The following is a 25677-nucleotide window of genomic DNA, read 5'->3' on the forward strand; positions in this document are numbered from 1 at the left end:
TTCACCGGCCGTGACCCGCCGTGGTCACGGCCGAAGCATGGAAAGAGGACGTACATGGCTGAGGTCGAGATCGGGCGGGGCAAGAGCGGTCGCCGGGCGTACGCGCTCGATGAGATCGGCATCGTCCCGTCGCGGCGTACCCGCGACCCGGAAGAGGTCAGCGTCGCGTGGCAGATCGACGCCTATCGCTTCGAGATGCCGCTGGTCGTCGCCCCGATGGACAGCGTGGTCAGCCCGGCGACGGCGATCGCCATCGGGCGGCTCGGCGGCCTGGCCGTGCTCGACCTCGAGGGCCTGTGGACCCGTTATGAGAACCCCGAGTCGCTGCTGGCCGAGATCGCCTCGCTGGACGACGCGACGGCGACGCGCCGTCTCCAGGAGCTGTACGCCGAGCCGATCAAGGAGGACCTGATCGGGCGGCGGATCGAGGAGATCCGGGACGCGGGCGTCACCGTGGCGGCCCGGCTGTCGCCGCAGCGCACCGCCCAGTACCACAAGGCCGTCATCGACGCGGGCGTCGACCTGTTCGTGATCCGCGGCACCACGGTCAGCGCCGAGCACGTCTCCGGGCGGGCCGAGCCGCTGAACCTCAAGCAGTTCATCTACGACCTCGACGTCCCGGTGATCGTCGGTGGCTGCGCGACCTACACCGCCGCGCTGCACCTGATGCGCACCGGCGCGGCCGGGGTGCTCGTCGGCTTCGGCGGCGGCTCCGGGCACACGACCCGTACGGTCCTCGGCGTCGCGGTGCCGATGGCGACGGCCATCTCGGACGTCGCGGCGGCTCGGCGCGACTACCTCGACGAGTCCGGCGGCCGGTACGTCCACGTGATCGCCGACGGCGGCATGCGGCAGTCCGGTGACATCGCCAAGGCCCTCGCGGTCGGCGCCGACGCGGTCCTGGTCGGGTCGCCGTTCGCGCGGTCGACGGAGTCGCCGGGCCGGGGCTACCACTGGGGCAGTGAGGCGCACCACGATGAGCTGCCGCGCGGCAAGCGGGTCGAGCTCGGCTCGATCGGCACGCTCGAGCAGATCCTGTACGGCCCGTCGAACGTCGCCGACGGTTCGATGAACCTCATCGGCGCGCTCCGGCGGGCCATGGCGACCGCCGGCTACTCCGACCTGAAGGAGTTCCAGCGCGTCCAGGTCGTCGTCGCGCCGCACTGACGCCATCTTTGGTGCACTCCACCGTTGGGTAAGCGTTTTGTGACGGATGAGGTAGCGACGTAGCGTGGTCACCGCAGACGTCCGAGGGAGTGCGCCATGGCGGTTGGGGAGCCCGAGAACGAGGTCAACAGGTCGCGTCTCGGTCCGGCGGAGCGTACGGCCGCGCTGGATCTGATCGGCAGCGGCGAGGAGTTCGACGTCGTCGTCGTGGGCGGCGGCATCGTGGGCGCCGGCGTGGCGCTGGACGCGGCGACGCGCGGCCTGAGCGTGGCTCTGGTGGAGGTCCGTGACTTCGCCTCCGGGACGTCCTCGCGGTCGTCGAAGCTGATCCACGGCGGGCTGCGCTACCTCGAACAGCGCGACTTCGAGCTGGTCCGCGAGGCGCTGACCGAGCGTGGGCTGCTGTTGGGCCGCATCGCGCCGCACCTCGTCAAGCCGGTGCCCTTCCTGTTCCCGATGACCCATCACGTGTGGGAGCGGGCCTACATCGGGGCCGGTGTGGCCCTGTACGACGGGATGTCCCTCTCGATGGGGCGGGACCGCGGGGTGCCGCATCACCGGCACCTCACGCGTACGCAGGCCCTGCGCGTCGCGCCGTCGCTGCGGCGTGACGCCTTCGTGGGCGCGATCCAGTACTGGGACGCCCAGGTCGACGACGCTCGCTACGTGATGATGGCGTTGCGCACGGCGGCGGCGTACGGCGCCCGGATCGTCTCCCGCGCCCAGGCCGTCGGGTTCCTGCGGGAGGGCGAGCGGGTGACCGGCGTACGGATCCGGGACCTGGAGGCGGACCGGGAGCTCGAGGTCCGCGCCAAGCAGGTGGTCAACGCGACCGGCGTGTGGACCGACGACATCCAGGAGCTCGTCGGCGGGCGTGGCCAGATCCACGTCCGCGCGTCCAAGGGCGTGCACCTGGTGGTGCCCCGGGACCGCATCCACTCCTCCAGCGGTGTGATCCTGCGCACGGAGAAGTCCGTGCTCTTCGTGATCCCGTGGGGCCGGCACTGGATCATCGGCACGACCGACACGGCCTGGGACCTCGACAAGGTCCATCCGGCCGCGTCCAAGGCCGACATCGACTACGTCCTCGAACACGTCAACGCCGTGCTCAACGTGCCCCTCACCCACGACGACGTCGAGGGCGTGTACGCCGGGCTGCGCCCGCTGCTTTCGGGAGAGTCGGAGGAGACCTCGAAGCTCTCCCGGGAGCACGTCGTCGCCCACCCGGTGCCGGGCCTGGTCGTCATCGCGGGCGGGAAGTACACCACCTACCGGGTGATGGCCAAGGACGCCGTCGACGCGGTTGCCCACGGACTGGACGGCAAGGTGCCGGGGTCCTGCACCGACCAGATCGCCCTGGTCGGCGGCAACGGCTTCCAGGCGCTCTGGAACGCCCGCCACCGCCTGGCGGAGAGTTCGGGGCTGCACGTCGCGCGCATCGAGCACCTGCTGCGGCGGTACGGCACGCTGATCGAGGACCTGCTCACCCTCATCGAGGAGCGGCCGGACCTCGGCAAGCCCCTCGAAGGCGCGGACGACTACCTGCGCGCCGAGGTCGTCTACGCCGCGAGCCACGAGGGCGCCCGGCACCTCAACGACGTGCTGACCCGGCGGACGCGCATCTCGATCGAGACGTGGGACCGTGGCGTCGGCGCGGCACGGGAGGCCGCCGAACTCGTCGCGCCCGAGCTCGGCTGGTCCCAGGAGCAGACCGAGCGGGAGATCGAGTACTACCACAAGCGCGTGGAGGCCGAGCGCGACTCTCAGGCGCAGGTCGACGACCAGGAGGCCGACGCGACCCGGCGTGGGGCCCCGGAGATCGTCCCGACCCCCTCTCCCGAGGTCTCCTGAAAGAGGTTTCCTGAAATGTGAGACACGGGCGGCCGGTTCCGGTCGTTCGGTTTCCGTCGAATGCCCACATTTGGGGATTTCTGTCCATAGGGACTCCTGTATGGTGTCCGGGCTAATGGTGCTATTGAGCCATAAACCCGGTTTGTACAGGAGTTGGTGTGGCGAAGTCGCTGACGCGCACGGTGGGAGTACTCGCGACCGGCCTGTTGGTCGCCGGAGTGGCGACGGAGGGCGACGCCGCCCCGATCAGACACGGACGGGCCGCGGCCGCCGTACGGGCAGCCGGGTCGGACATCGACGACCAGGCGCTCAGTGAGCGCGAACTGCTCGGTCCCGAGTCCGCCCGGAAGGCCGCCGTACGGACGGGGCCGGTCTTCAACTCACCCACCGGCGGCAAGGCCAAGCAACACGCGATCGCGACCCGGATCGCCCAGCTGATCTCCGGGGCCCCGAAGGGCGCGGTCATCTACGTGGCGATGTACCACTTCTCGACCAAGGACCTCGCCAAGCAACTCGTCAAGGCGAAGAAACGCAAGGTCAACGTCCGGGTCGTGCTGGACTACGAGTCGTCGCGCTACAAGGCGTACAAGACGTTGAAGAAGGCGCTCGGGTCGAACCGGAAGAAGTCCTCCTGGGTGACCCTCTGCGCCAAGGGACGCGGCTGCATCGGGCCCAAGTTCAACCACAACAAGTTCTTCCTGTTCTCCACCACGCGCGGGGCGAAGAACGTCGTGCTGCAGACCTCGGCCAACGCGACGTACAACTCCCGCGACCTGCAGTGGAATGACGCGCTCGTGCTGCGGAACGCGGGCGTGTACGCGGCGTACCGGCGTTACTTCTACGACCTCGCCAGGCAGCATCACACCGGCAACTACCACCGGATCGTGCACACCGGGAAGTACCGGCTGGACTTCTTCCCCTGGTCGTCGGGTGATCCGATCAGCCAGCACCTCGACAGGGTGTCGTGTGCCGGCGGCACCCGGATCCGCCTCGTCATGGGCCACTTCACCTGGCGGCCGATCGCGCAGCGGCTCTGGAGGCTGGACAACGCCGGATGCCGGGTGCAGGTGGTGTTCGGCCACATCGGCCAGTCGGCCCTGAAGGACCTGACCCGGCCCGGCGGCCGGCACGGCGGGCCTGAGCTTCGGTACCTGCCGGAGAACGGCGGCAAGGCGTACGAGCACTCCAAGTATCTGCTCATCGACGGCCGGTACATGGGCAAGAAGCAGAAGGCCATCTTCACCGGCAGCAGCAACTACACCGACCCCGGCTTCCACGGCCACGACGAGGCGATGATCAGCGCCGTCGACGCCACGCTGGAGAAGGAGTACGTCGCCAACTTCGGCACGGTGTTCGCGCACGGCAGGACGATCAAGTCCTCCGACGCCAGGTTCGACCCGCCGTCGGGCGTCATCGAGCCGGACAACGCCGACGACACCGGCGAGAACGACAACTAACGCACTGCCCGGGTAACGCCCCGGACGACGCGTCGTCCGGGGTCATGCCTCGGACGACGCGTCGGCCGGGTTACAGCCCAGACGGCGCACCGCCCAGGCGACGCGTCAGCCGGTCACGGCCCGGGCGTCGTCCCGGGCCACAGCCACGGCGGCGCGTCAGCCGGCCACGGCCTGGGCGTCGCCTCGGGTCACAGGCCGGGCGTCGCCCCGGGTCACAGCCAAGGCGGCGCGTTGGCCGGGTCACAGCGAAGGCGCGTCGTCCGGGTCACAGCCAAGGCGCGTCGTCCGGGTCACAGCCCGGGCAGCGCACCGCCCGGGTCACGGCCCAGGCGGTGCGTCGCCCGGGTCACGGTCCAGGCGTCGCGTCGTCCGCCGGCGGCCCCATCAGGAGGCCGACGCCGGAGCCGTACAGCTCGGCCGGGACCCGCTCCGGGTCGAGCAGGTGCTGTAGCGCCAGCCCGAACTCGATCGCCATCGCGAGGGACGCCCGGTCCTCGGGGGACATCTCCGAGGATCCGGCCGCCAGGTCGGCGGCCAGCTCCTCCCGGCGGGCGTGGTACCAGTCGGCGATCCGCCAGCCGGCCGAGAAGTCGCGCATCCCGAACAGCCAGAGCTCGACCAGCAGGAGCGCCCGCATGCGGGTCTCCTCGTCGGACAGCCGCTCGGCGTAGTGCCGGCCGGCGGCGGCGCGCCGCTCGTCCGGCGAGCGCTCGGAGCCGCGCAGGTCGGTGAGGGCGCCGAGGCCGGGATCGGCCTGGGTGTAGCGCTCGAGCAGGGCGAGGACCAGGTCGGACTTGCTGGCGAAATTGGAGTAGACGGCACCCTTCGTGAGCCCGGCACGGGCGGCGATCTCGTCGAGCGATGCTCCGCGGATTCCGCGCTCGGCCCACAGGCGCTCCGCGGCGTCGAGGAGAGCGGCCCGGGTCTGGGCACGCCGCTCCTGACGGGGTGTGCGGGCCTCGTCCGTGACAGCGGACTCCTCCGGGTCAGAGATCATTCTTCCCCCTCCTCGTCGTCCATCCTCGCCTCCTTCTCCGGAATACACCGTGGACCGCAATCCGAGCCAGCAAATGCAGAACAAGGTGACTCTGGAACGCACCGAAATGGCATTGAGGACAGGGCCTGACGCTCTGACCACGCAAGCAATTAATTACTGAGTGGTAGCCATGAAGACGGCTCACGTCTTAGAGTTCCCTCCATGAACGCACCCGCAGAGGCGTCCACCGGCGCCCGCGTCACCGTCCCGGACATCGCTCCCGAGATCGTCGAACGGCTGACCCGCCGTGTCGCGGCCGGCGACGCGACCGTACGGATCGCCGCGCCGTTCACCGGGGAGCCGTTCGCCACCATGCCCGTCTCGACCGCGGCCGACGTCGCCGCCGCGTACGAACGCGCCCGCGCCGCCCAGGAGTCGTGGGCGCGGCTGTCGCCGGCCCGGCGCGCCGAGCCGTTCCTGCGGTTCCACGACGCGATCCTCGACCGCCGTGCGGAGATCCTCGACCTCGTTCAGCTGGAGACCGGGAAGGCACGCCGCCACGCGTTCGAGGAGGTCCTCGACGCCGCGGCGTCCACGCTGTACCACGCGCGACACGCCCCCGGCCTGCTCCGGCCGCACCGCCGCCAGGGCATCATGCCCGCAGCCACCCGCGTCATCGAGCTCCGCCACCCCAAGGGCGTCGTCGGCGTCATCTCGCCGTGGAACTACCCGCTCGCGCTCGGCCTGACCGACGCGGTTCCCGCCCTCCTCGCCGGCAACACGGTCGTGCACAAGCCGGACACCCAGACCGCGCTGTCCACCCTGTGGGCGCTCGACCTGCTCGTCGAGTGCGGACTGCCCGAGGACCTGTGGCAGGTGGTGGTCGGCGAACCCGCGGAGATCGGCGACCCCCTCATCGAGGGCGCCGACTACGTCGCCTTCACGGGCTCCACCCGGGGCGGGCGGGCGATCGCGGACAAGGCCGCGCACCGGCTGATCGGCTACTCCCTCGAGCTCGGCGGCAAGAACCCCATGCTCGTCCTGGACGACGCCGACGTCGAGCAGGCCGCGCAGGGCGCCATCCGCGCCTGCTTCACCAACGCCGGCCAGCTCTGCATCTCGATCGAGCGGCTGTACGTCCACGAGAAGATCTACGACCGGTTCGCCGAGCGCTTCGTCCACCGCGTCAAGAACATGCGGCTCGGTGCCGGTTTCGACGCGGACATGGGCTCGCTCACCTCCCAGCGTCAGCTCGACACGGTCACCCGGCATGTGCAGGACGCCGTCGCCAAGGGCGCGAAGGTCCTCGCCGGCGGGCGGCCGCGCCCCGGCGTCGGGCCGTACTTCTTCGAACCCACCGTCCTCGAGGACGTCACCGACGCGATGGAGCTCTGCGGCGGCGAGACCTTCGGGCCGGTCGTCGCGCTCTACCCGTTCTCCTCCGACGACGAGGCCGTACGCCTGGCCAACGCCACGCCGTACGGGCTGAACGCCAGCGTCTGGACCCGCGACGTCGCCCGCGGCCGCCGGCTCGCGGCGCGGATCAAGGCGGGCACCGTCAACATCAACGAGGGGTACGCGTCCGCGTACGGCTCGTACGACGCGCCCATGGGCGGTATGAAGGAGTCCGGGGTGGGTCGGCGGCACGGCGCCGAGGGCCTGCTCCGCTACACCGAGGCCCAGACGATCGCCAGCCAGCACGGGCTCGGCTTCGAACCGGTCCTCGGCATGTCGTACGAGACCTACGCGGCAGTGATCGCGGGTGGCCAGAAGCTGCTGAAACGCCTTCGCCTCAGGTAGGAGCGCACATGGACTACGACGTCCTGGTCATCGGATCGGGGTTCGGCGGGAGCGTCACCGCGCTGCGCCTCACCGAGAAGGGGTACCGCGTCGCGGTGCTGGAGGCCGGCCGTCGCTTCGACGACCCCGACGGCGCGCCCGGCGAACGCCACCGCGACCTGCCCAAGACGTCGTGGCGCACGCCCCGGTACCTCTGGGCGCCCGCCCTCGGCATGACCGGGATTCAGCGCATCCACCTGCTGCGCGGGGAGAAGGGCTCACGGGTCCTCATCATGGCGGGCGCGGGCGTCGGCGGCGGGTCCCTCGTCTACGCCAACACGCTGTACGAGCCGCCGCAGCCGTTCTTCGACGACCCGCAGTGGCGGCACATCACCGACTGGAAGTCCGAGCTCTCGCCGTTCTACGCGCAGGCCAAGCGGATGCTCGGCGTCCGGCCCAACCCGACCATGACCCCCGCCGACCAGGCGATCAAACGGGTCGCCGACCGGATGGGCCGCGGCGACACCTTCCACCTGACCCCGGTCGGCGTCCTGTTCGGCGAGGAGGCGGGGAAGCCCGTCGACGACCCGTACTTCGGGGGCGCCGGACCGCGCCGCGCGACCTGCACCGAGTGCGGATCCTGCATGACCGGCTGCCGGGTCGGCGCCAAGAACATGCTCACCGAGAACTACCTCTACCTCGCCGAGCACGCCGGCGCGAAGATCATGCCGCTGGCGACCGTCACCGCCGTACGGTCGCGCCCCGGCGGCGGGTACGAGGTCGAGTTCACCCGTACCGGGCGGCGCGGGAAGCGCTGGCGGCGCACCGTCACCGCCGAGCACGTCGTGTTCGCCGCCGGAACGTACGGCACGCAGCGGCTGCTGCACCGGATGAAGACCAGCGGGACGCTGCCCGGCCTGTCCGATCGTCTCGGCGTGCGCACCCGCACCAACTCCGAGGCGATCCTCGGCGCCGAACGCTTCGGGAGCAAGGGAGACGACCACTCACGCGGACTGGCGATCACGTCGTCCTTCCACCCGGACGAGCGCACCCACGTCGAGCCCACCCGCTACGGCCCCGGCTCGAACGCCATGGGCGCCCTCCGCTCCCTGCTCATCGACGGCGGCGGACGCGCCCCCCGCTGGGCGAAGTTCCTCGGCCAGGTGGCCATGCGTCCGTGGGACCTCGTCCGCCTGCCGAACCTCCGCAACTGGTCCAGCCGGACGATCATCGCGCTGGTCATGCAGACGCGCGACAACTCGATCACCGTGGAGCCGTCACCGTCCGGACGCGGCCTGCGCGCCCGCCGCGGCCACGGCGAGCCCAACCCGACGTGGATCCCCGAGGCCCACCGCGCGGTCCGCATGCTCGCCGAGGAGGTGGGCGGCTTCCCGGGCGGCACCTGGCTGGACCTGTTCGACATTCCGACCACCGCGCACTTCATCGGCGGCTGCACGATCGGAGACTCGCCGGAGGAGGGCGTCATCGACCCCTACCACCGCGTGTACGGCCACCCGGGCCTGCACATCGTGGACGGCTCCACCGTCTCGGCCAATCTCGGCGTCAACCCCTCACTCACCATCACCGCCCAGGCCGAACGCGCCATGGCCTTCTGGCCCAACCGCGGCGAAGACGACCCCCGCCCCACACTCGGCGCACCGTACGCGCGCCTCACCCCGATCACTCCCAAGAACCCCGCCGTCCCCGCCGACGCCCCCGCCGCCCTCCGCCTCCCCATCACCCCGGCCTGACCCCGGCGTCAGTTCGGGTAATGATGGATCTCGGCGAGATGACCCGCTGCCGCCGCGAACTCGGCGTCGTCGGTGAGCAGCGGCAGGTTCAGCGCTTCGGCGAGCGCCACGTACATGGCGTCGTAGGCCGTGAGATCGTGCCGGAGTTCGAGAACACGTGGCTGAAGTAGCGTTTGTGCATGCAGTGAGCATGCACTGGTGGGGCTGGATACTTGTCCTGCCTCATCTGTCCCCGATGACCTAATAAGGATCTTCGCGGTGCGATGTGCCCGGATGGCACCTTCTGGGAATGCTGCTTAGCGTGAGGCGATCGCGACCTTGCGTAGTCGATGCAGATGGGGGTGCACGGACGATGCCAGTCTCGGCCGACCTGGACAAGCTCCTGGACAAGCAGTACGAGAACACGGACCTCAAAGGTCTGCTCAACGCCCCGGTGGAGGCCATCGCCGGGATCAGCGAAGGCGACGCTGAGGCCCTGAAGAAGGCGTTCAACATCAAGACGATCGGCGACCTGGGCCACAACAAGTACATCCAGGCGGCCGCGGCGATCGTCCGCCTCGCGGACGCCAGCAAGTAGCCGCGGGTCAGGCCGGCCGTCCACCTCCCCGGCCGTCGTCTCCAGGCCTCTCGGCCCTGGACCAGGGCGGGAGTACCCTCACGAAATTCCGGACCGGCGTCGCCGAACGCGCCGCCGGTCCGGCCGCGTTGCCCGTCGGCGGACAGCGGCGAATTGTGTCGTCTGCCGGATCTGTGACATCAACGGTGGCGGCGAACGTCGGGGATTCGAAAATTCGTACGTACTTAACGTGAGTATGCGATAACTTTACGTGTCATGCCGTCCCCCCGACATGACGCGATCAACGCGTTGTTCCGTGAGCGTCCGGAGTTCGCCGTCGAGGTGCTGCGAGACCTGATCGGTCTTGAAGTACCGGACGCCATACCCGTGCAAGTGGAGCGCAACGACTTCAACGACCGGCCGTCAAAGGACTTCCAGCCCGATGCGGTGATCACGCTCGGCCCCCGGCGGAAGCCGGTGCACGGCATCATCATGGAGGCCCAGCAGGAGAAGACAGAAAGCAAGCTTCGCCAACTGCCTCGCTATGCCGCGGCTCTGTGGCTGTCGCTGGAGTGTCCGGTGACGGTCCTGTGCGTCTGCCCTGATTCGGGCGTCGCGACCTATTATGCGGAGCCCGTCGCCACCACGCTGTCTGGTTATGTCTTTCAGGCCGTGGTTCTCGGACCGGATCGGGTTCCGGCCATCACGGACGCGAAGGAGGCTGCGACCCATCCCGAACTGGCCGCGATGGCCGTGATGATGCACGGGATGCAGAAGCCCGTCGTAAAGGCGTTCGTCGAGGCGCGAGGAGTTCCCGGAGCGCCTGGCTACGCTTCGCATTACTATGAACACGCATACAACATGGCCGCGCCGGCGGTCCGTCGGATCATGGAGGAAGTCGTGACCGAGACCTGGCCCGTCTACAGCCCCTTCGCCCGCGAACACTTCGGCCGAGGCAAAACAGAAGGCGAGGTGGACGCGCTCCTGACGGTGCTGGAGGGTCGGCACATCGAGTTGCCGGAGAGTGCCCGCGCCCGTATCTGTGCGTCTACGGATGTCGAGGAGATCAAGGCGTGGATCAAGCGTGCCTCGGTCGCGACCTCCATCGACGAGTTGTTCGCAGACGGTCAGGAGCGGTAGGCGGTTAGGAGGGCGTCGCGCTCCGCAGGTGGAAGGTGGCGGACGGCTTCGCGGATGGTGACGCCGGAGATGCGGTCGGTGCGGTCGCGGACCCAGGTGGTGACCCAGTCCGGGTCCTTCTTGGCGAGTTCGCGTAGCACCCAGCCCAGCGCCTTGCGGATGAAGAACTCCTTCTCCTCGATGAGCGTGTCCCCGTACTTCGCCAGACGGGTCAGGTCGCCGGTGCTGGCGCGGATGCCCGGGATCAGGGCCAGGAGGGCCGTGCGGCGGATCCAGAAGTTCGCGTCGGTCGACCAGAGGTCGAGGGTCGTGGCGAGTGGCGGGTGCCGTACGACCAGGTCGCCGACTACCTTGATGGCGAGGGCGTCGACGTACGCCCAGGTGTGGGACTCCCGGATCATGCGCTCGGCGACCGCCAGGTCGTCCGCTTCCAGTAGCGGCGCGTTGCGGATCAAGACCTCGATCGCGGCCATGCGGCACTCGTGGATCGGTCGGCACCAGAGCCGGTCGGTGGCGGCGAGGGTCTTCTCGCGGGTCAGTCCGGTGGCGGCACGGATGGCGACCTTGCGGATCGCCGGCACGGGCACGCCGACGTGCTCCAGGTCGCTCTTCAGGTAGCGCTTCTCCTGCTCGGCTCGTGCTGGATCGGAGAGCTTCCCCAATTCGGTGGTGATGGCATCCGCGACGTCCATCCGGTGAGTATGCCTTCCCGCGCCTGACGGTGGCCCGATCGAGTCGCGCCAAACGAAACGATGAGGCGGGCGGCCGTAGCCGCCTGCCTCATCGTCTCAGCCGTCAACTCCGAGTGGGTGGTTCACTCCTGGGCGTCCGATCGCCTGCCCACGGCGGCATGCGGCGGCTACGGTTTGGCCGCGTAGGAGGCGGTGACGCACACGCTGATCGGCTTGATGTCCGCGTCGGACGTGGTTCCTACGTAGGGGGTGACGGAGAGGTCGGCGTGCAGGCAGATCTTCCCGCCTCGGTGGATCGTCTTTCCGTCCCCCCAGTTCCACTTGACCGGAGCGCCGGTGTTGTTCTGGACGAAGTGCGAGCCCTTGCCATAGCCGGTCGATCGCCTGGCGGTCCTGGTCCACCCGCAGGATTGGGACGCGCCGAAGCCGATGGCCCAGTTGTTCAGGGTCTTACTGATCCCGGTGGACGATTTACAGCTCCAGTCGTACCAGATCTGGCTGACACTGACCTTGGAGAGCTTGGTTGTCTTGTGGCCTTTCTTGCAGCTTGTGAAGACCTGGATGTCGACCTTTGGGTTGATCAGTGTGGGGTCGTGAAATGATACGAACCTGTACTTGGGTGTGACGTTCCGCCAGTACCGGATGTGGCCGGTTATTTTTGCGACGACTGCTTTTTTCAATGGCTTTGAGTCGAAGCAGTGGCTCTTTGCGTAGGGGTAGCTCCACGTCGTTTTCCCGGCGGGCGGGGGACTTGTCGCCGCCAGCGCCGGCGCCGGCAATAGCGCGGCCAGGGTCAGGCCGCCGACGCCTACGAATGTGGCGCGGATCATGGCTTGGCCTTGTAGGAGGCGGTGACGCAGGGGGACAGTGCTCGGATGACCGCGTCGGACGTGGTTCCTACGTAGGGGGTGACGGCGAGGTCGGCGTGCAGGCAGATCTTCCCGCCTCGGTGGATCGTCTTTCCGTCCCCCCAGTTCCACTTGACCGGAGCGCCGGTGTTGTTCTGGACGAAGTGCGAGCCCTTGCCATACTCAGTCGTCCGTCTGGCGTTCTTGGTGGTTCCGCATGTGTTGGTGTGGCTGACGGACACGAACCAGGGAAGCCCCACGGAGATGCCAGTGCTTGATTTACAGCTCCAGTCGTACCAGATCTGGCTGACACTGACCTTGGAGAGCTTGGTTGTCTTGTGGCCTTTCTTGCAGCTCGTGAAGACCTGGACGTCGACCTTTGGGTTGATCAGTACGGGGTCGTGAAATGATACGAACCTGTACTTGGGTGTGACGTTCCGCCAGTACCGGATGTGGCCGGTTATTTTTGCGACGACTGCTTTTTTCAATGGCTTTGAGCTGAAGCAGTAACTCTTTGTGTAGGGGTAGCTCCACGTCGTTTTCCCGGCGGGCGGGGGACTTGTCGCCGCCAGCGCCTGCACCGGGGTCATCGCGATCAAAGTCAGTCCACCGAGTGCAGCAAATGCAGTACGGAGTTTTATCGACACGCTACGGCACTCCCGTTCTGTTGCCAATAAACTAGAATGGGAAGGTAACCGTTGGTGGCGTAGTCGACAATGGGGCTGTAGGTCCAATCGGGACTAGGCCCACAGCCCCAAAGTCGAGCGCGTGGTGATGAAGCTGAGGTCGTGCGCTCAGCCGCGGTAGGCGGCCCACTCCTTCTGCATGCGGGCGCCCTGACCTGCGGTGAACTGCGTCATGCAGCTGTCGTAGGAGTAGTCCATGAAGTTGTGGATCGGGTCCTTGCCCGCCGCCTTGCAGGAGTCCCGGCCGGTCGGGCACTTGAACGCCGGTGAGGACTCGGCCGGGGTGTCGCTCACGTAGTCGCCGGGCGCGTCGCAGCCGCCCTCGAACGTGTGGTAGAGCCCGAGCCAGTGCCCGGTCTCGTGCGTCGCGGACTGGCCGAGGTTGTAGTGCGTGAGGGATCCGCCGGGGATCGTGAGGTAGTGGATGACGACGCCGTCCATCGTCGGCTTGCTCTTGTAATCCCAGGGGAACGTCGACCAGCCGAGCAGACCGTCCGGCAGCGCGGCGCTGTAGAGGTTGAGCGTCCCGGCGCTGCCCTTGTGCAGCTTCGTCTTGAGCGCCTTCTCGTACGTGTCGGGCGCGTTGAACCACTTGCTGTTCGTGGTCCAGTCGCTTCCCTTGAGGACGAAGGAGAAGCCGGTCTTCGACGCGCCGTACGCCTTGTTCATGACGGCGATCTGCTGGGCGATGTGCTTGCGGCTGATGTCGCCCTTCTTGCCCTTCCCGGTGCGGATGACGTGGAAGTACACCGGGATCGTGCGGGTCGCCTGGATGGAGATGGGCGAGCGGTGGGCGAGCAGGGACTTGAGCTCGCGGTCCAGGGCGGCGGCCTGGGCGGGGGAGACGTCGTTCTGGTCGCGGCGGTGGACGCCCGCGGACATGGTGCGTGCGGAGGCGGATGGGGTGGTGCACGAGGACGCGGCCGTTCTGGCAGCGGCGGCCGTATCAGGAGCGGCGGTCGCGCCGCTGATCGGCAGCAGGGCGAGGGTGAGGGACGCGAATCCGGTCAGCGCGGCGGCTGAACGCATGTGGGGGGCCTCCTGGGGAGGGGTACGGAGGAAAAGCGACGAAGCCCGAAATATTGCCAAATGAAGATCTCGAAGCGGTTAAAGCGCGCCGGGGAAATCCGGATGTATCGCTGCCTATCCGGCGGCTGCGCGCGGCCGGTACCGACGGCCGCGGCGTTCGCGCAGGCAGGGGGCCTCTAGACTGGGAAGATCCGACTTCCGAAAGGCGTCCTCGGTGTCCGTCGAGTCAGTCGAGCAGTCCTTCGACACGGTCCTCGTTGTCGACTTCGGCGCGCAGTACGCGCAGCTCATCGCCCGTCGCGTGCGCGAGTGCCACGTGTTCAGCGAGATCGTGCCCTCGACCATGCCGGTCGAGGAGATGCTGGCCAAGCGGCCAAAGGCGATCATCCTGTCCGGTGGTCCCGCATCGGTGTACGAGCCCGGCGCGCCGGCCGTGCCCACCGGCCTGTTCGAGGCCGGGGTGCCCACGCTGGGCATCTGCTACGGCTTCCAGGCGATGGCCCAGGAGCTCGGCGGTACGGTCGCCAACTCCGACATCGCCGAGTACGGCGCCACCCCGCTCACGGTGATCGACCAGGGCACGCTGCTGGCGGGGCTGCCCACCGAGCAGTCGGTGTGGATGTCGCACCGCGTCACCTGCAGCGTGCCTCCCGCCGGCTTCGCGGTGACGGCCAGCACCGAGAGCGCCCCCGTCGCCGCCATGGAGGACCCCGCCCGGGGGCTCTACGGCGTGCAGTTCCACCCCGAGGTCATGCACACCGAGCACGGCCTGACGGTGCTGAAGCACTTCCTGACCGCCGCGGGCTGCCGGCCGTCCTGGACGATGGTCAACATCGTCGATGAGTCCATCGAGGCCGTACGCGCCCAGGTCGGCGACAAGCGGGCGATCTGCGGGCTGTCCGGCGGCGTCGACTCCGCCGTGGCCGCCGCGCTCGTGCAGCGCGCCATCGGGTCGCGGCTGACCTGCGTCTTCGTCGACCACGGGCTGCTGCGCAAGGGCGAGGCCGAGCAGGTCGAGAAGGACTTCGTGGCCGCCACCGGCGTGGACCTGAAGGTCGTCGACGCCGCCGACCGTTTCCTCGGCGCCCTCGACGGGGTGACCGACCCCGAGACCAAGCGGAAGATCATCGGCCGGGAGTTCATCCGGGTCTTCGAGGAGGCGGCCCGCGAGATCGTCGAGGAGCACGGCGAGGCCGTGGAGTTCCTCGTCCAGGGCACGCTCTACCCGGACGTCGTCGAGTCCGGCGGCGGCACCGGGGCGGCCAACATCAAGTCCCACCACAACGTCGGCGGGCTTCCCGAGGACCTGCAGTTCTCGCTGGTGGAGCCGCTGCGGACCCTGTTCAAGGACGAGGTACGGCGGCTCGGCGAGGAGCTGGGCCTGCCCTCGGAGATCGTCTGGCGCCAGCCGTTCCCCGGCCCGGGCCTCGGCATCCGGATCATCGGCTCGGTGACGCGGGAGCGCCTCGACGTGCTGCGCGAGGCCGACGCGATCGCCCGCGAAGAGCTCACCCGCGCCGGCCTCGACCGCGACATCTGGCAGTTCCCCGTCGTGCTGCTCGCCGACGTCCGCTCGGTCGGAGTGCAGGGCGACGGCCGCACGTACGGCCACCCCGTGGTCCTGCGCCCGGTGACCAGCGAGGACGCCATGACCGCCGACTGGGCGCGGCTGCCGTACGACGTGCTGCAGAGGATGTCCACGCGCATCACGAATGAGGTCGCCGAGATCAACCGCGTGGTCGTGGACATCACCAGCAAGCCGCCCGGCACCATCGAGTGGGAGTGACGGCCCGGCTCGTACCAGCCGTGTCCATCAGCGGGAGGTTCGTACGGGCCGCGCCCTTCGGCCGGTCCGTACGGCCGCGTCAGGCGGCGGGGTAAGGTCCGCGGTCGATATCACGCCTTGATCCTTCCGAAACACGTACGGCAACTGTTGATCACTGGTGGAATGTCGTGATCAAGGTCTTCGCCGGACGGGGGCGGTCATGCGCAGCAATCTGGAACTCCAGCCGGGAATGACGCTCGCCGGCCGGTACCAGTTGGAGGCACCACTCGGCCGGGGCGGCATGGGGGAGGTGTGGCGCGGCACCGACCACCGCTTGCGGCGAGCGGTCGCCGTCAAGATCCTCTCCTCCGATCTGGCCGTGGATCAGAACGCGGTGGCGAGGTTCCGGCGGGAGGCGGAGACGGCGGCGGCGTTGCAGCATCCCGGTATCACCGTCGTCTTCGACATCGATGACCACCAGGACGCGGCCGGCACGACGATGTTCCTGGTGATGGAGCTGCTCGAAGGAAGGGACCTGCGTTCCCTCATCGACGCGTCACCGGGTGGCCTTGCGATCCCACAGGTGCTGTCATTCGCAACCCAGATCGCCGATGCCCTGGCTGCGGCGCATGGGCGTGGAGTCGTACACCGGGACGTCAAGCCGCAGAACCTGCTCGTGTCACCGGACGGACGGCTCAAGATCTGCGATTTCGGCATCGCACATCTCGTCAACGCCACGACGCAGCTCACCGCGAACGGCGCTTTCCTGGGAACCCCCGGCTACATGGCGCCCGAACAGTTCCGTGCCGAGCCGACCGATCATCGAACCGACCTGTACGCCTTGGGCTGCGTCGTTTACGAGATGCTCACCGGATCGCTGCCGTTCAGCGAAGGTGAACTGCACGCTCTGATGTATCAGCATCTCAACCAGGCTCCGCCGGCGCCGAGTCTCAGGCGACCGGAGACGCCCTCGCATCTCGACCGTCTGGTCCTCGACCTGCTCGCCAAGAACCCGGCAGACCGGCCTGCGAGCGCGGAGGCCGTCGCGTCGTTCTTGCGCTCCACCACCGGCGCCCATGGCCCGGAGCAGGCGATCGCACCGCAGTTCGCATACACGTCTCCCGATACCGGGTTCGTCGGGGACGCGACCCGCCCCCACGGAGAGGTCGCCGGAGGTGGTCACCGTCGAGCCCTCATCGCGGGAGGCGCGAGCCTCGCCGCACTGGCGCTGGTCGGCGCCGGTGCCTTCGCGTTGTGGCCGGATTCCACGGGCAGGAAAGCGGCGGCGGGACCGCCCGCGTCACGGCCGTCAAGCCAGGGCAGCGGCTCGGCGAGTCCGCGACAGACGGCATCGTCCGGCGGAACGACCCCGACTGGAATGGCGAAGCCAGGCCAGAACTTCCGGATCGGCCAGACCGCCATGGTGCCGTTCCTCAACGGCAGCGCGGAAAAACTGGCCATCACCGTCACCTCGATCGAGAAAGGTACGGCCAGCGACCTCGCAGCCTTGAAATCCATCGGCCAGACCGACGGGATGACGCCCTTCTACGTCCGGTACACGGTCAAGAATCTCGGCGGTGGTGTCTCCAACCTCTCCGGCACCGGGACGAACATGGAAGCCGTGCTTCAGGACCGGAGGACCGCCATCTCCAGCCTGGCCCCAGACGGCTTCTCCAAATGCGCGGACCAGCCGCCCAACAATTACGAACTGCCCAAGGGATCCTCCTACCAGCCATGCGCGTTGTTCGTCATACCAACCGGTGACACGGTGACCGGCGTCGAATGGGTGCAAAGCCAGACTGAGACCTACGACGACCCCCATGGCGTCTACTGGAAGCAGTGAAGGGTCGCTCCAGCAGAACGGCGGTCGCGCGGAGTCAGACGGCCCCGCGCGGATATCCGGCGAGCGTGTCGTTGTCGCGTAGTCGCCGCAACTCGCTTCGGGCCAACGACGCGGTGACCAGTCCCGGGGATGCTCCGGCCTGAGTCAGGCGCGTGCCGTCCGGATGCCAGACGCCACTGCCGCCGCACGATTCCCAGCCCGGTCCGGTGCCCGCGAAGTTGGCGACGACGGCGAACATCCGGTTGTCCATGGCTCGCGCTGCGAAGTGGACGTCCAGGCGCCGTGCCTCCCGCAGGGTGTAGAGTGCCGACCCGGCGTAGATCTCGGCGCCCTGTCGGGCCGCCGCCTCGGCGTGGCCGGGCACCCCGGCGTCGTAGCAGATCGCGAGAGCGACGTACCAGCCGTCGACGTCGAGGACGCTGCTCGTCCGCCCGGGCTGGAACAGATCCCGTTCCCGGCCGTGCAGGTAGTGCTTTCGGTAAAGATGGACGTCTCCGTCGGGGCGCATGGCGAGCGAGGCGATCGAGCCCGTACCGTCCGCCTCGCGGTACGCGCCGCCTAGCACCGCGGTCACGCCTTTCTCCGCTGCCGCCTTACGGGCGACGTCGAGCCGGGGGTCATCCTCGACGATCCATGCCGACGGGTCGGCGAAAAGGTCCAGGTCATAGCCCACGAGGGAAAGCTCGGGAAACACGAGCAGCTTAGCCCCGGCGTCGGCGGCGGTGTCGATCAGAGCGGCCGCCGACATGGCATTCGCCCTCACATTCCCCGGCTCCGGCGAGATCTGAGCAAGGGCCACGGTGAACATCTCAGCGGACACCGCGGCATCGTACCGACCGGGCCTACTGCGGGCTTTCAGCGTCCGCCGCTCCGGCGGATCAGGCGCCAGAGGATGACCAACAGCGCCAGCCCGGCGACCAGCGGCACGACCCGCTTGGCGACCGAGGGCCCGGCGATCTCGAGCAGGTCGATCGGCTCCGCCTCGGGCCTGCCGACGGGTTCCCTCGCGGTGGCCTTTTCCGGAGCACGGGCGGCCTCTGCGGCCGACCCCGCCGGGGCACCGGACCCGTTGGCCACCGGGGTCCCGGTCGCTGCCTTCTCGGGGACACCGGTCGCCGCCTCGGCTGCGGCACCCTCCGGCGCACCGGTCGGAGCACCGTCCACGGCCTCTTCCGGCGCACTGGGCGCCTTCTCGACCGAGGCGTCGGCTGCGGTCTGTTCCGGCACGCTGGGTGCCACGGTCGGCGGCTCGGCGGGGGCGCTCGTCGCGGGCTGCGCGGGGACCGCCTCCTCGGTCGTGGCCGCGGTGGACGCGTCCGCCTCGACCCTGGCCTCGGCGGGAGCGGCGGTCCCGCTCGTGGTCGGCGTGCCGACGTCGGTTCCGCTCGTGGTCGGCGTGCCCGCGCCGGTCTCGCTCGTGGTCGGCGTGCCCGTCTCGGTCTCGCTCGCCGTCTCGTCGGCCGCCGGCTTCTCGCTCGCCAGCTCGGTGGCGAGGTTGTCGGCGAAGCGGCTGATCAGCTTGCCGCCGACCTCGGCGAGGATGCCCCGGCCGAACTGCGCGGGACGTCCGGTGACGTTCAGCTTGGTGTGGACGGAGACCCGGGTGTGTCCGTCCTCCTCGTGCAGCGTGGCCTGTACCGTCGCGGCGGCGGTGCCCGAACCTCGGGCCTCCTTGCCGGACGCCTCGATCGTGACCGTGTGGGCCCCGTCGTCACGGGACGCGATGCGGGCGGCGCCCCGATAGGTGATGGTCATCGCGCCGAGGCGCACCTTGAGGCGGCCGGTGAACTCGTCGGCCTCGGCCGCGTCGAGCGTCGCTCCGGGCATGCAGGGCGCGATGCGCTCCACATCGAGCAGCACCTGCCACGCCTGTTCCACCGGCACCGGAACGGTGAACTCGTGGTCGAGTTCCATGCCTTGCCTCCTCGTGATCGGTGGTCTGCGGGCGACATTACGGTGGTCTTCGCCGCATTCGCCACTGAATGTGGCGAACTGCGACCGCGCGCGGACGACACGCCCCGGGCCGACGGCGGGGCCGGCCCGGCGGATGTCGCCCGCGGCGTCCCACGCGGCACCGCGCTCCGCTCACACCGGGAGACCTTCCCGAGGCGAGCGAAGCGACACCGGCGGGTCAGAGGCCCGAGGCGGTCGCCAGGGCGCGGGCGGTCAGGACCTGGGCGAGGTGTCGTCGGTACTCCGCCGAACCGTGCAGGTCGCTGGGCGGGTTCGTGCCGTCGGGGGCGTCCTGGGCCGCCGCCTGGAACGCCTCCCGGGAAGCCGGGCCGTCGGCGACGGCCGTCTCCACGGCGTACGCCCGTACCGGCGTCGGCCCCATGTTCGTCAGGCCGATCCGCGCCTCGGAGACCTCGCCGTCCGTGCGCCGGACGAGGCACGCGACCCCGACGATCGCCCAGGCCTGCGCCGTACGGTGGAACTTCTCGTAGTGGAAGCCCCAGCCGGTGTAGGCCTTCGGCAGCCGGACGCCGAGGAGGATCTCGTCGGGTTCCAGGGCCGACGTCAGGTAGTCGGCGAAGAAGTCGCTCGCCGGGATCTCCCGTGCCGACGTGACGAAGACCCCGTCCATGGCGAGGATGACGCCCGGCAGGTCGCCCGCCGGGTCGGCGTGCGCGAGGGATCCGCCCAGGGTGCCCCGGTGGCGTACGGCGGGGTCGGCGACGGTGGAGGTCGCCGCGGCGAGCAGCGGGGCGTGCGCGCCGATCAGCGGGTCGCGGAGCACGTCGTAGTGCGTGGTCATGGCCCCGACGAAGACCGAGTCGCCGTCGTCGCGGACGCCCCGCAGCTCCGGGACGGCCGAGACGTCGATGAGGACCTCGGGGTAGGCGAGGCGCAGGCGCAGCAGCGGCATCAGGCTCTGCCCGCCGGCGAGCACCTTGCCCTCCTCGTCGGCCTCGCGTAGCGCGGCGACGGCGTCGCCGAGCGAGGACGGCCGGACGTACTCGAACGGTGCCGGGATCATGCCGCACCTCCTGCGGATCCGAGCGGGCGCTGCCGTTCCTGGATGTCGGTGTGGCGGATCATTCCGCACCTCCCGCGGATCCGAGACCGCCGCCGGCACCTGGTGAAGGCGCGCCTTCGGGTGGAGCCTGCCCGCGGGCGCCGCGCAGGGCGCGCCAGACGCGTTCGGGCGTGCAGGGCATCGGCACGTCGTCGACCCCGTACGGGCGGAGAGCGTCGACGATCGCGCCCACGACGGCCGGCGTCGAGGCGATCGTGCCGGCCTCGCCGACGCCCTTGACGCCGAGCGGGTTGGTGGTCGCCGGCGTCTCGGTGCGGTCGGTGGTGAAGGTCGGCAGGTCGGCCGCTGACGGCACGAGGTAGTCGGCCATCGTGGTCGTCGTCAGGTTGCCGTCGGCGTCGTACACGGCCTCCTCGTACAGCGCCTGCGCGATGCCCTGCGCGAGGCCGCCGTGCACCTGCCCCTCGACGATCAGCGGGTTGACGACCTTCCCCACGTCGTCGACGGCGACGTACGAGCGGATCTTCACGAACCCGGTCTCGGTGTCGACGTCGACGGCGCACAGGTGCGTGCCGTGCGGGAAGGAGAAGTTGTCCGGGTCGTGGGTGGCGTCGGAGTCCAGGGACGGCTCGAACCCCTCGGGCAGGTCATGCGCCGCGAACGCCGCCAGCGCGACCTCCTGCAGCGTACGGCCCTGGCCGGGGACGCCCTTGACCTTGAACGATCCGCCGGAGAACTCCAGGTCGCCCTCGGCGGCCTCCAGCAGGTGCGCGGCCATCCGGCGCGCCTTGTCGACCACCTTGTCGCAGGCGTTGTAGAGCGCGACCCCGCCGACGGCGAGGGACCGCGAGCCGTACGTGTCCATGCCCTTCGGCGAGATGCCCGTGTCCCCGTGCAGGACCCGGACGTCCTCGAACGGCACGCCGAGCCGGTCGGCGGCGATCTGCGCCCACGCGGTCTCGTGCCCCTGCCCGTGCGCGGAGGACCCGGTGACGACCTCGACCTTCCCGGACGGCAGGATCCGTACGGACGCGTGCTCCCAGCCGCCCGCGCCGTACGCCAGCGAGCCGAGGACCCGCGACGGAGCGAGCCCGCACATCTCGGTGAAGGTCGACACGCCGATGCCGAGCTGGACGGGGTCGCCGCGGTCGCGCCGGTCGGCCTGTTCGGCGCGCAGCTTGTCGTATTCGAACAGCCGCATCGCCTTCTCGGTGGCGGCCTCGTAGTTGCCGGAGTCGTACGTCAGCCCGGAGATCGTGTCGTACGGGAACTCCTCGTGCCGGATCCAGTTCCGCCGGCGTACCTCCAAGGGGTCCAGGTCGAGTTCGGCGGCGAGCTCGTCCATCATCCGCTCGATGCCGAACGTCGCCTCCGGCCGGCCCGCGCCCCGGTACGCGTCGGTCGGCGTCTTGTTCGTGAAGACCCCGGTGCACTGGAAGGAGTAGGCGTCCATCTTGTAGATGCCGTTGAACATGAACGCCCCGAGCAGCGGAACGCCGGGCGTGACCAGCATCAGGTACGCGCCCATGTCGGCGAGCAGGTCGACCTTCAGGCCGCGGATCCGGCCGTCGCGGTCGGCGGCCAGGGACAGCCGCTGGATCTGGTCGCGGCCGTGGTGGACGGCCATGTTGCCCTCGCTGCGCGACTCGGTCCACTTGACCGGGCGGCCGAGGCGCTTGGCCAGCAGCAGGCAGACGACCTCCTCGGCATACACCTGCAGCTTCGAGCCGAACCCGCCGCCGACGTCCGGCGCGATCACCCGCAGCCGGTGCTCGGGGATGCCGGTGACCGTGGCGAGCATCAGCCGCAGGATGTGCGGGATCTGCGTGGCCGACCAGAGCGTGTACTCGTCGCCGACGGCCGAGCAGACCACGGCGCGGGGCTCCATGGCCGTCGGGATCAGCCGCTGCTGGACGTAACGGCGCTCGACGACCACGGGCGCGTCCCGGAACGCCGCGCCCAGGTCACCGGCCTCGAAGACCCACGTGTAGCTCTTGTTCGTGCCCTTGTCGGCGTGGACGAGGTCGGCGCCCTCCGCGATCGCGCGTTCCATGTCGACGACGGCCGGCAGCGCCTCGTAGTCGACGTCGATGGCCTCCAGCGCGTCGGTGGCGGCGTACCGGTCCCGGGCCACGATGGCGGCCACCGGTTCGCCGACGTACCGCACCTCGTCGACCGCGATCGGCGGGTGGTCGGGCAGGACCATGTCCTCGGTGACCGGCCACGCGCACGGCAGGCTGCCCTGCTCGTCGGCCAGGTCCGCGCCGGTGACGACGGCGATCACCCCGGGCCGCGCGCGGGCGGCCTCGACGTCGATCCGGCTGATCCGGGCGTGGCTCATCGGGCTGCGCAGGAACGCCACGTGGAGCAGGCCGGGCAGCTGGATGTTGTCGGTCCAGTTGGTCTTCCCGGTGATCAGCCGGGCGTCCTCCGAACGCCTCCGGGCCCGCCCCACCTCGCCCGCCGCGTCCGGCGCGCTCGGCGTGACCTGCTCGGCGACGGCTTCTGGAGCGACTTCGCTCATGACCGCGCCTCCTCGGCCTGCCGCATGCCGTCGGCGGCCCGGCGGACCGCACGGACGATGTTCTGGTAGCCGGTGCAGCGGCACAGGTTGCCTTCGAGGCCGTCGCGGATCTCCTCGTCGGACGGGTCGGCGTTCTCCCGCAGCAGGTCCAGCGCGGCCATGATCATGCCCGGGGTGCAGTAGCCGCACTGCAGCGCGTGCTCCTCGTGGAACGCCTGCTGCATGGGGTGGAGGTTCTGCCCGTCGCCCAGGCCCTCGATGGTGGTGATCTCATGGCCGTCCGCCTGGACGGTGAGGACGGAGCAGCTCTTGACGCTGAGGCCGTCCATCAGGACGGTGCAGGCTCCGCAGTTGGACGTGTCGCAGCCGATGGGGGTGCCCACCTTGCCGAGCCGTTCGCGTAGGTAGTGCACGAGCAAGAGGCGTGGCTCGACCTCGTCTTCGTACTTGACACCGTCGACATCCACCGACACACGCGGCATTCGTCCTCCCAGGAAGTGCGTTTCGGACACGGATATGCGGATCCGGGGAGGCCGTTCGGGCGCGCCGAGCCCGTGCTCGACCGCCCCACGGGCGCCGGCGTCGTACGGGCGCAGACATCCAGACGGGGGCGGCGCACCGGTCCCCGGAGCACGGTTCGGGCGCGGGGCGTCAGCCGTGGTTGAACTGGTGGTGCGTGTTCACCTTGTGGCTGCGCCGGGCGCCTTCGCGGTGCTTGCGGCGGATCTTGGCGCTGGCTCGTCGGATGCGTTTCGCACGATTACGCGACATCGCTGGCTCCAGTGGCAGGAGGCGTGTGTTTCAACGTAAGCCGGGAATGCCGGATTAGGCCAGAGGGAAGACAAAAAGTGGACGCCGGTTGACCGTGCCTGGGCGCTGTCGCGAACGCGATCCCCGCGGCGGCCCTGGGACGCCGCCGCGAAGATCATCAATCTGGTCAGCCGGTCTCGTGGGGGACCTGCCCCACGATCACGATGACCGAGGTCGCGCTGTTCGCGAGGACCTGTCCGACCCGGTCGGTGGGCTTCACGCTGCGCGCCGGCACGATCTCCTCCGACGAGCCGGCCCCGCCGCTGTTCAGCGTGCTGCGGCGATAGCCGGCGACGGACAGGTTGTGGCTGCGCAGGATCGTCAGCACCTGGGCGAGCGTGCGTCCCTCGATCCGCGTGCCCTGGAGGATCTCGCCCTTGACCGTGACGTCGCCCTGCCCGCCGGTGTCGTTGTAGACCTCGCCGGGCCTGGCCTTGCGGCCGAGCAGCACCTCGATGGGGATCCGCGGATTGGTCGTGGAGATCCGCAGGCCGAGGGGGCATCCGTCCGAGCCGGCGGGGCACTTGGCCGGGTAGTCGTCGACGGTCGTGTCGCCGCCGTCCTTCGATCCTTTCGGGGGATCGCCCACCGAGACCCCGAGGAGTTTCCCCACCCGCGACGGGGACGCCGGCACGATCGACAGGTCGACGGTCAGCCCGGCCCTGCGGAACTCCTCGGCGTACTTCCGGCGATCGGCGAAGGCGTCCTTGACGTAGACGGCGTAGATCGTCCCGTGGTGCTGGATGTCCAGCACCGCGCTGACGTTCCGGACGGCCGGGGCCTGGCCCCGGGTGTTCAGTCCGACGCCCACGACGGCGCCGATCGCCAGGGCGGCCGCCGTCGCGCTCAGCAGCAGCCGCCGCTTTCGGCGGACGGGTGCCGGTCGGGTGGTGGCTGTCGTGACCTGATCGAGCAGCGCCCCGGCGGCCGGGCGGTGGCGTGCGCCCGTCAGGTCGCCGTCGCGTACCCGGGCGAGCCGGCCGACCAGTTCGTCGATGTCGTTCACAGCGACCTCCCCTCGGTCAGCGGAGCGGTCCTGCCGGACCGTCCCGTTTCCACGCCGGCGTCCGCCAGCGTGCGTGCCAGGCGCTTGCGCGCACGGTGCAGCCGGACGTGCACGGTGTTGCGTGAACAGCCGAGGACCTGTGCGATCTCGGCGGCGTCGAGGCCTTCCCACACCGTCAGCGACAGGAGTTCCCGATCCCGGTCCGGCAGTTTCCGGAAGGCCTGCCCGACGATCCGCAGGTCCGGCCGGTCCTCGGGGGACGGCACCGCGCCGTACAGCCCGCTCAGTTCCTCCTGGAGCGGGGCGCTCCGGGCCTGGCGGCGCCGCTCGCGACGCCGGTGGTTGGCCAGGACCTTGCGTGCCACGGCGTACAGCCACAGCCGCGCCTCGTCGCCGGCCGGCAATTTGTCGATCTTCCGCCACGCGATCGCGTACGTCTCGGACACCGCGTCGGCGGCGTCCTCGGGGGAGTCGCACCGGCGCGTGGCATAGCCCAGGATGCGTTCGTACGTGTCCAGGTAGACGGCCTCGAACCGGTCCCGTCGGTCATCTGCCACGGGGCACCCTCACGTCGGCCTCCTTCACTGGTCGGGATGCGATCACCCCTTTCATGTCGGGAGGGCCGTCCGCCTTACACCCGCGAGGTCCGCCGGAGAGAGCACCCGGTGCCGGATCGTACGGACACAGGCCCCACGCGGAGTTCTTGATGAATTAACCGGACCTTTCGGAAAACATCGCTACTGTCGAAGCCCCCGACCGCTGTGACGTCGCCCTCTTCGACCGGGTCGTCATCGACATCACGCGGATGGGCGGCGTCCCC

22 protein-coding genes are annotated in these 25677 nt (G+C 69.5%); 9 read left to right on the forward strand and 13 right to left on the reverse strand.

Features of this window, described 5'->3' with window-relative positions; genetic code table 11:
* The first annotated feature begins 54 nt into the window (after positions 1-54).
* From ACYVF7_RS07245 to ACYVF7_RS07255, 3 genes are all read left to right on the forward strand, one after another.
* Positions 55-1167 carry a GuaB3 family IMP dehydrogenase-related protein gene (locus ACYVF7_RS07245; protein WP_345429390.1) on the forward strand — a complete coding sequence of 371 codons (1113 nt, stop codon included), beginning with the start codon at positions 55-57 and terminating at the stop codon, positions 1165-1167.
* A 96-nt stretch (positions 1168-1263) separates the two neighbouring features.
* Positions 1264-3018 (forward strand): glycerol-3-phosphate dehydrogenase, encoded by a 1755-nt coding sequence (gene glpD / locus ACYVF7_RS07250; RefSeq protein WP_460336723.1) that lies wholly within the window; start codon positions 1264-1266, stop codon positions 3016-3018.
* Positions 3019-3176: 158 nt separating this feature from the next.
* Positions 3177-4475 (forward strand): phospholipase D-like domain-containing protein, encoded by a 1299-nt coding sequence (locus ACYVF7_RS07255; protein ID WP_460336726.1) that lies wholly within the window; start codon positions 3177-3179, stop codon positions 4473-4475.
* 346 nt (positions 4476-4821) lie between these two features.
* On the opposite strand, the gene ACYVF7_RS07260 is transcribed toward ACYVF7_RS07255, so the two are convergent.
* Positions 4822-5472, reverse strand: a complete 651-nt coding sequence (locus tag ACYVF7_RS07260; RefSeq protein WP_460336729.1) for a TetR family transcriptional regulator — start codon at positions 5470-5472, stop codon at positions 4822-4824.
* Between the two features lie 201 nt (positions 5473-5673).
* Here ACYVF7_RS07260 and ACYVF7_RS07265 point away from each other — a divergent pair, with 201 nt between their 5' ends.
* Together ACYVF7_RS07265 and ACYVF7_RS07270 are read left to right on the forward strand one after the other, a co-directional pair.
* Positions 5674-7251, forward strand: a complete 1578-nt coding sequence (locus ACYVF7_RS07265; RefSeq protein WP_460336732.1) for a succinic semialdehyde dehydrogenase — start codon at positions 5674-5676, stop codon at positions 7249-7251.
* Positions 7252-7259: 8 nt separating this feature from the next.
* Positions 7260-8981 carry a GMC oxidoreductase gene (locus ACYVF7_RS07270; protein WP_460336735.1) on the forward strand — a complete coding sequence of 574 codons (1722 nt, stop codon included), beginning with the start codon at positions 7260-7262 and terminating at the stop codon, positions 8979-8981.
* Positions 8982-8989: 8 nt separating this feature from the next.
* On the opposite strand, the gene ACYVF7_RS07275 is transcribed toward ACYVF7_RS07270, so the two are convergent.
* Positions 8990-9256 (reverse strand): type II toxin-antitoxin system VapC family toxin, encoded by a 267-nt coding sequence (locus tag ACYVF7_RS07275; protein ID WP_460357816.1) that lies wholly within the window; start codon positions 9254-9256, stop codon positions 8990-8992.
* A gap of 77 nt (positions 9257-9333) precedes the next feature.
* Here ACYVF7_RS07275 and ACYVF7_RS07280 point away from each other — a divergent pair, with 77 nt between their 5' ends.
* Together ACYVF7_RS07280 and ACYVF7_RS07285 are read left to right on the forward strand one after the other, a co-directional pair.
* Positions 9334-9558, forward strand: a complete 225-nt coding sequence (locus ACYVF7_RS07280; RefSeq protein WP_460336738.1) for a hypothetical protein — start codon at positions 9334-9336, stop codon at positions 9556-9558.
* Positions 9559-9813: 255 nt separating this feature from the next.
* Positions 9814-10677: a hypothetical protein gene (locus tag ACYVF7_RS07285; protein WP_460336741.1), complete on the forward strand. Its 864-nt coding sequence runs from the start codon at positions 9814-9816 to the stop codon at positions 10675-10677.
* On the opposite strand, the gene ACYVF7_RS07290 is transcribed toward ACYVF7_RS07285, so the two are convergent.
* From ACYVF7_RS07290 to ACYVF7_RS07305, 4 genes are all read right to left on the reverse strand, one after another.
* Positions 10665-11369 (reverse strand): DNA alkylation repair protein, encoded by a 705-nt coding sequence (locus ACYVF7_RS07290; protein WP_460336744.1) that lies wholly within the window; start codon positions 11367-11369, stop codon positions 10665-10667. The two genes, ACYVF7_RS07285 and ACYVF7_RS07290, sit on opposite strands and share 13 nt — an antisense overlap.
* Positions 11370-11536: 167 nt before the next feature.
* The gene (locus ACYVF7_RS07295; RefSeq protein ID WP_460336747.1) at positions 11537-12199 is read right to left on the reverse strand and encodes a hypothetical protein; all 663 of its coding nucleotides are present in this window, start codon (positions 12197-12199) and stop codon (positions 11537-11539) included.
* Positions 12196-12807 (reverse strand): hypothetical protein, encoded by a 612-nt coding sequence (locus tag ACYVF7_RS07300; protein ID WP_460336750.1) that lies wholly within the window; start codon positions 12805-12807, stop codon positions 12196-12198. Before ACYVF7_RS07300 ends, ACYVF7_RS07295 begins: the two co-directional genes overlap by 4 nt.
* 204 nt (positions 12808-13011) lie before the next feature.
* Positions 13012-13932 (reverse strand): zinc metalloprotease, encoded by a 921-nt coding sequence (locus ACYVF7_RS07305; RefSeq protein ID WP_460336753.1) that lies wholly within the window; start codon positions 13930-13932, stop codon positions 13012-13014.
* A 214-nt stretch (positions 13933-14146) separates the two neighbouring features.
* On the opposite strand from ACYVF7_RS07305, the gene guaA reads away from it, so the two are divergent.
* Together guaA and ACYVF7_RS07315 are read left to right on the forward strand one after the other, a co-directional pair.
* Entirely contained in the window at positions 14147-15718 is a 1572-nt protein-coding gene (gene guaA, locus ACYVF7_RS07310; protein WP_460336756.1) for a glutamine-hydrolyzing GMP synthase, read from the forward strand.
* 280 nt (positions 15719-15998) lie between these two features.
* Positions 15999-17540, forward strand: coding sequence for a serine/threonine-protein kinase (locus ACYVF7_RS07315; RefSeq protein WP_460357818.1), 1542 nt, complete (start codon positions 15999-16001; stop codon positions 17538-17540).
* 34 nt (positions 17541-17574) lie between these two features.
* Here the strand turns inward: ACYVF7_RS07315 and ACYVF7_RS07320 are convergent, their stop codons facing one another.
* From ACYVF7_RS07320 to ACYVF7_RS07350, 7 genes are all read right to left on the reverse strand, one after another.
* The gene (locus ACYVF7_RS07320; protein WP_460336759.1) at positions 17575-18360 is read right to left on the reverse strand and encodes a carbon-nitrogen hydrolase family protein; all 786 of its coding nucleotides are present in this window, start codon (positions 18358-18360) and stop codon (positions 17575-17577) included.
* Between the two features lie 35 nt (positions 18361-18395).
* Positions 18396-19454: an SRPBCC family protein gene (locus tag ACYVF7_RS07325; RefSeq protein WP_460336762.1), complete on the reverse strand. Its 1059-nt coding sequence runs from the start codon at positions 19452-19454 to the stop codon at positions 18396-18398.
* A gap of 217 nt (positions 19455-19671) precedes the next feature.
* On the reverse strand, positions 19672-20517 hold the full coding sequence (locus ACYVF7_RS07330; RefSeq protein WP_460336765.1) for an FAD binding domain-containing protein: 846 nt from the start codon (positions 20515-20517) through the stop codon (positions 19672-19674).
* Between the two features lie 58 nt (positions 20518-20575).
* Complete coding sequence (locus ACYVF7_RS07335; protein WP_460336767.1) at positions 20576-23041, reverse strand: xanthine dehydrogenase family protein molybdopterin-binding subunit; 2466 nt, start codon at positions 23039-23041, stop codon at positions 20576-20578.
* The gene (locus ACYVF7_RS07340; RefSeq protein WP_460336770.1) at positions 23038-23523 is read right to left on the reverse strand and encodes a (2Fe-2S)-binding protein; all 486 of its coding nucleotides are present in this window, start codon (positions 23521-23523) and stop codon (positions 23038-23040) included. The genes ACYVF7_RS07335 and ACYVF7_RS07340 overlap by 4 nt, the downstream gene beginning before the upstream one ends.
* 455 nt (positions 23524-23978) lie before the next feature.
* Positions 23979-24857 carry a hypothetical protein gene (locus tag ACYVF7_RS07345; RefSeq protein WP_460336773.1) on the reverse strand — a complete coding sequence of 293 codons (879 nt, stop codon included), beginning with the start codon at positions 24855-24857 and terminating at the stop codon, positions 23979-23981.
* Positions 24854-25414: an RNA polymerase sigma factor gene (locus tag ACYVF7_RS07350; RefSeq protein ID WP_460336776.1), complete on the reverse strand. Its 561-nt coding sequence runs from the start codon at positions 25412-25414 to the stop codon at positions 24854-24856. Before ACYVF7_RS07350 ends, ACYVF7_RS07345 begins: the two co-directional genes overlap by 4 nt.
* Positions 25415-25677 lie beyond the last annotated feature (263 nt).

The sequence above is a fragment of the Actinoallomurus acanthiterrae genome (assembly GCF_054775715.1).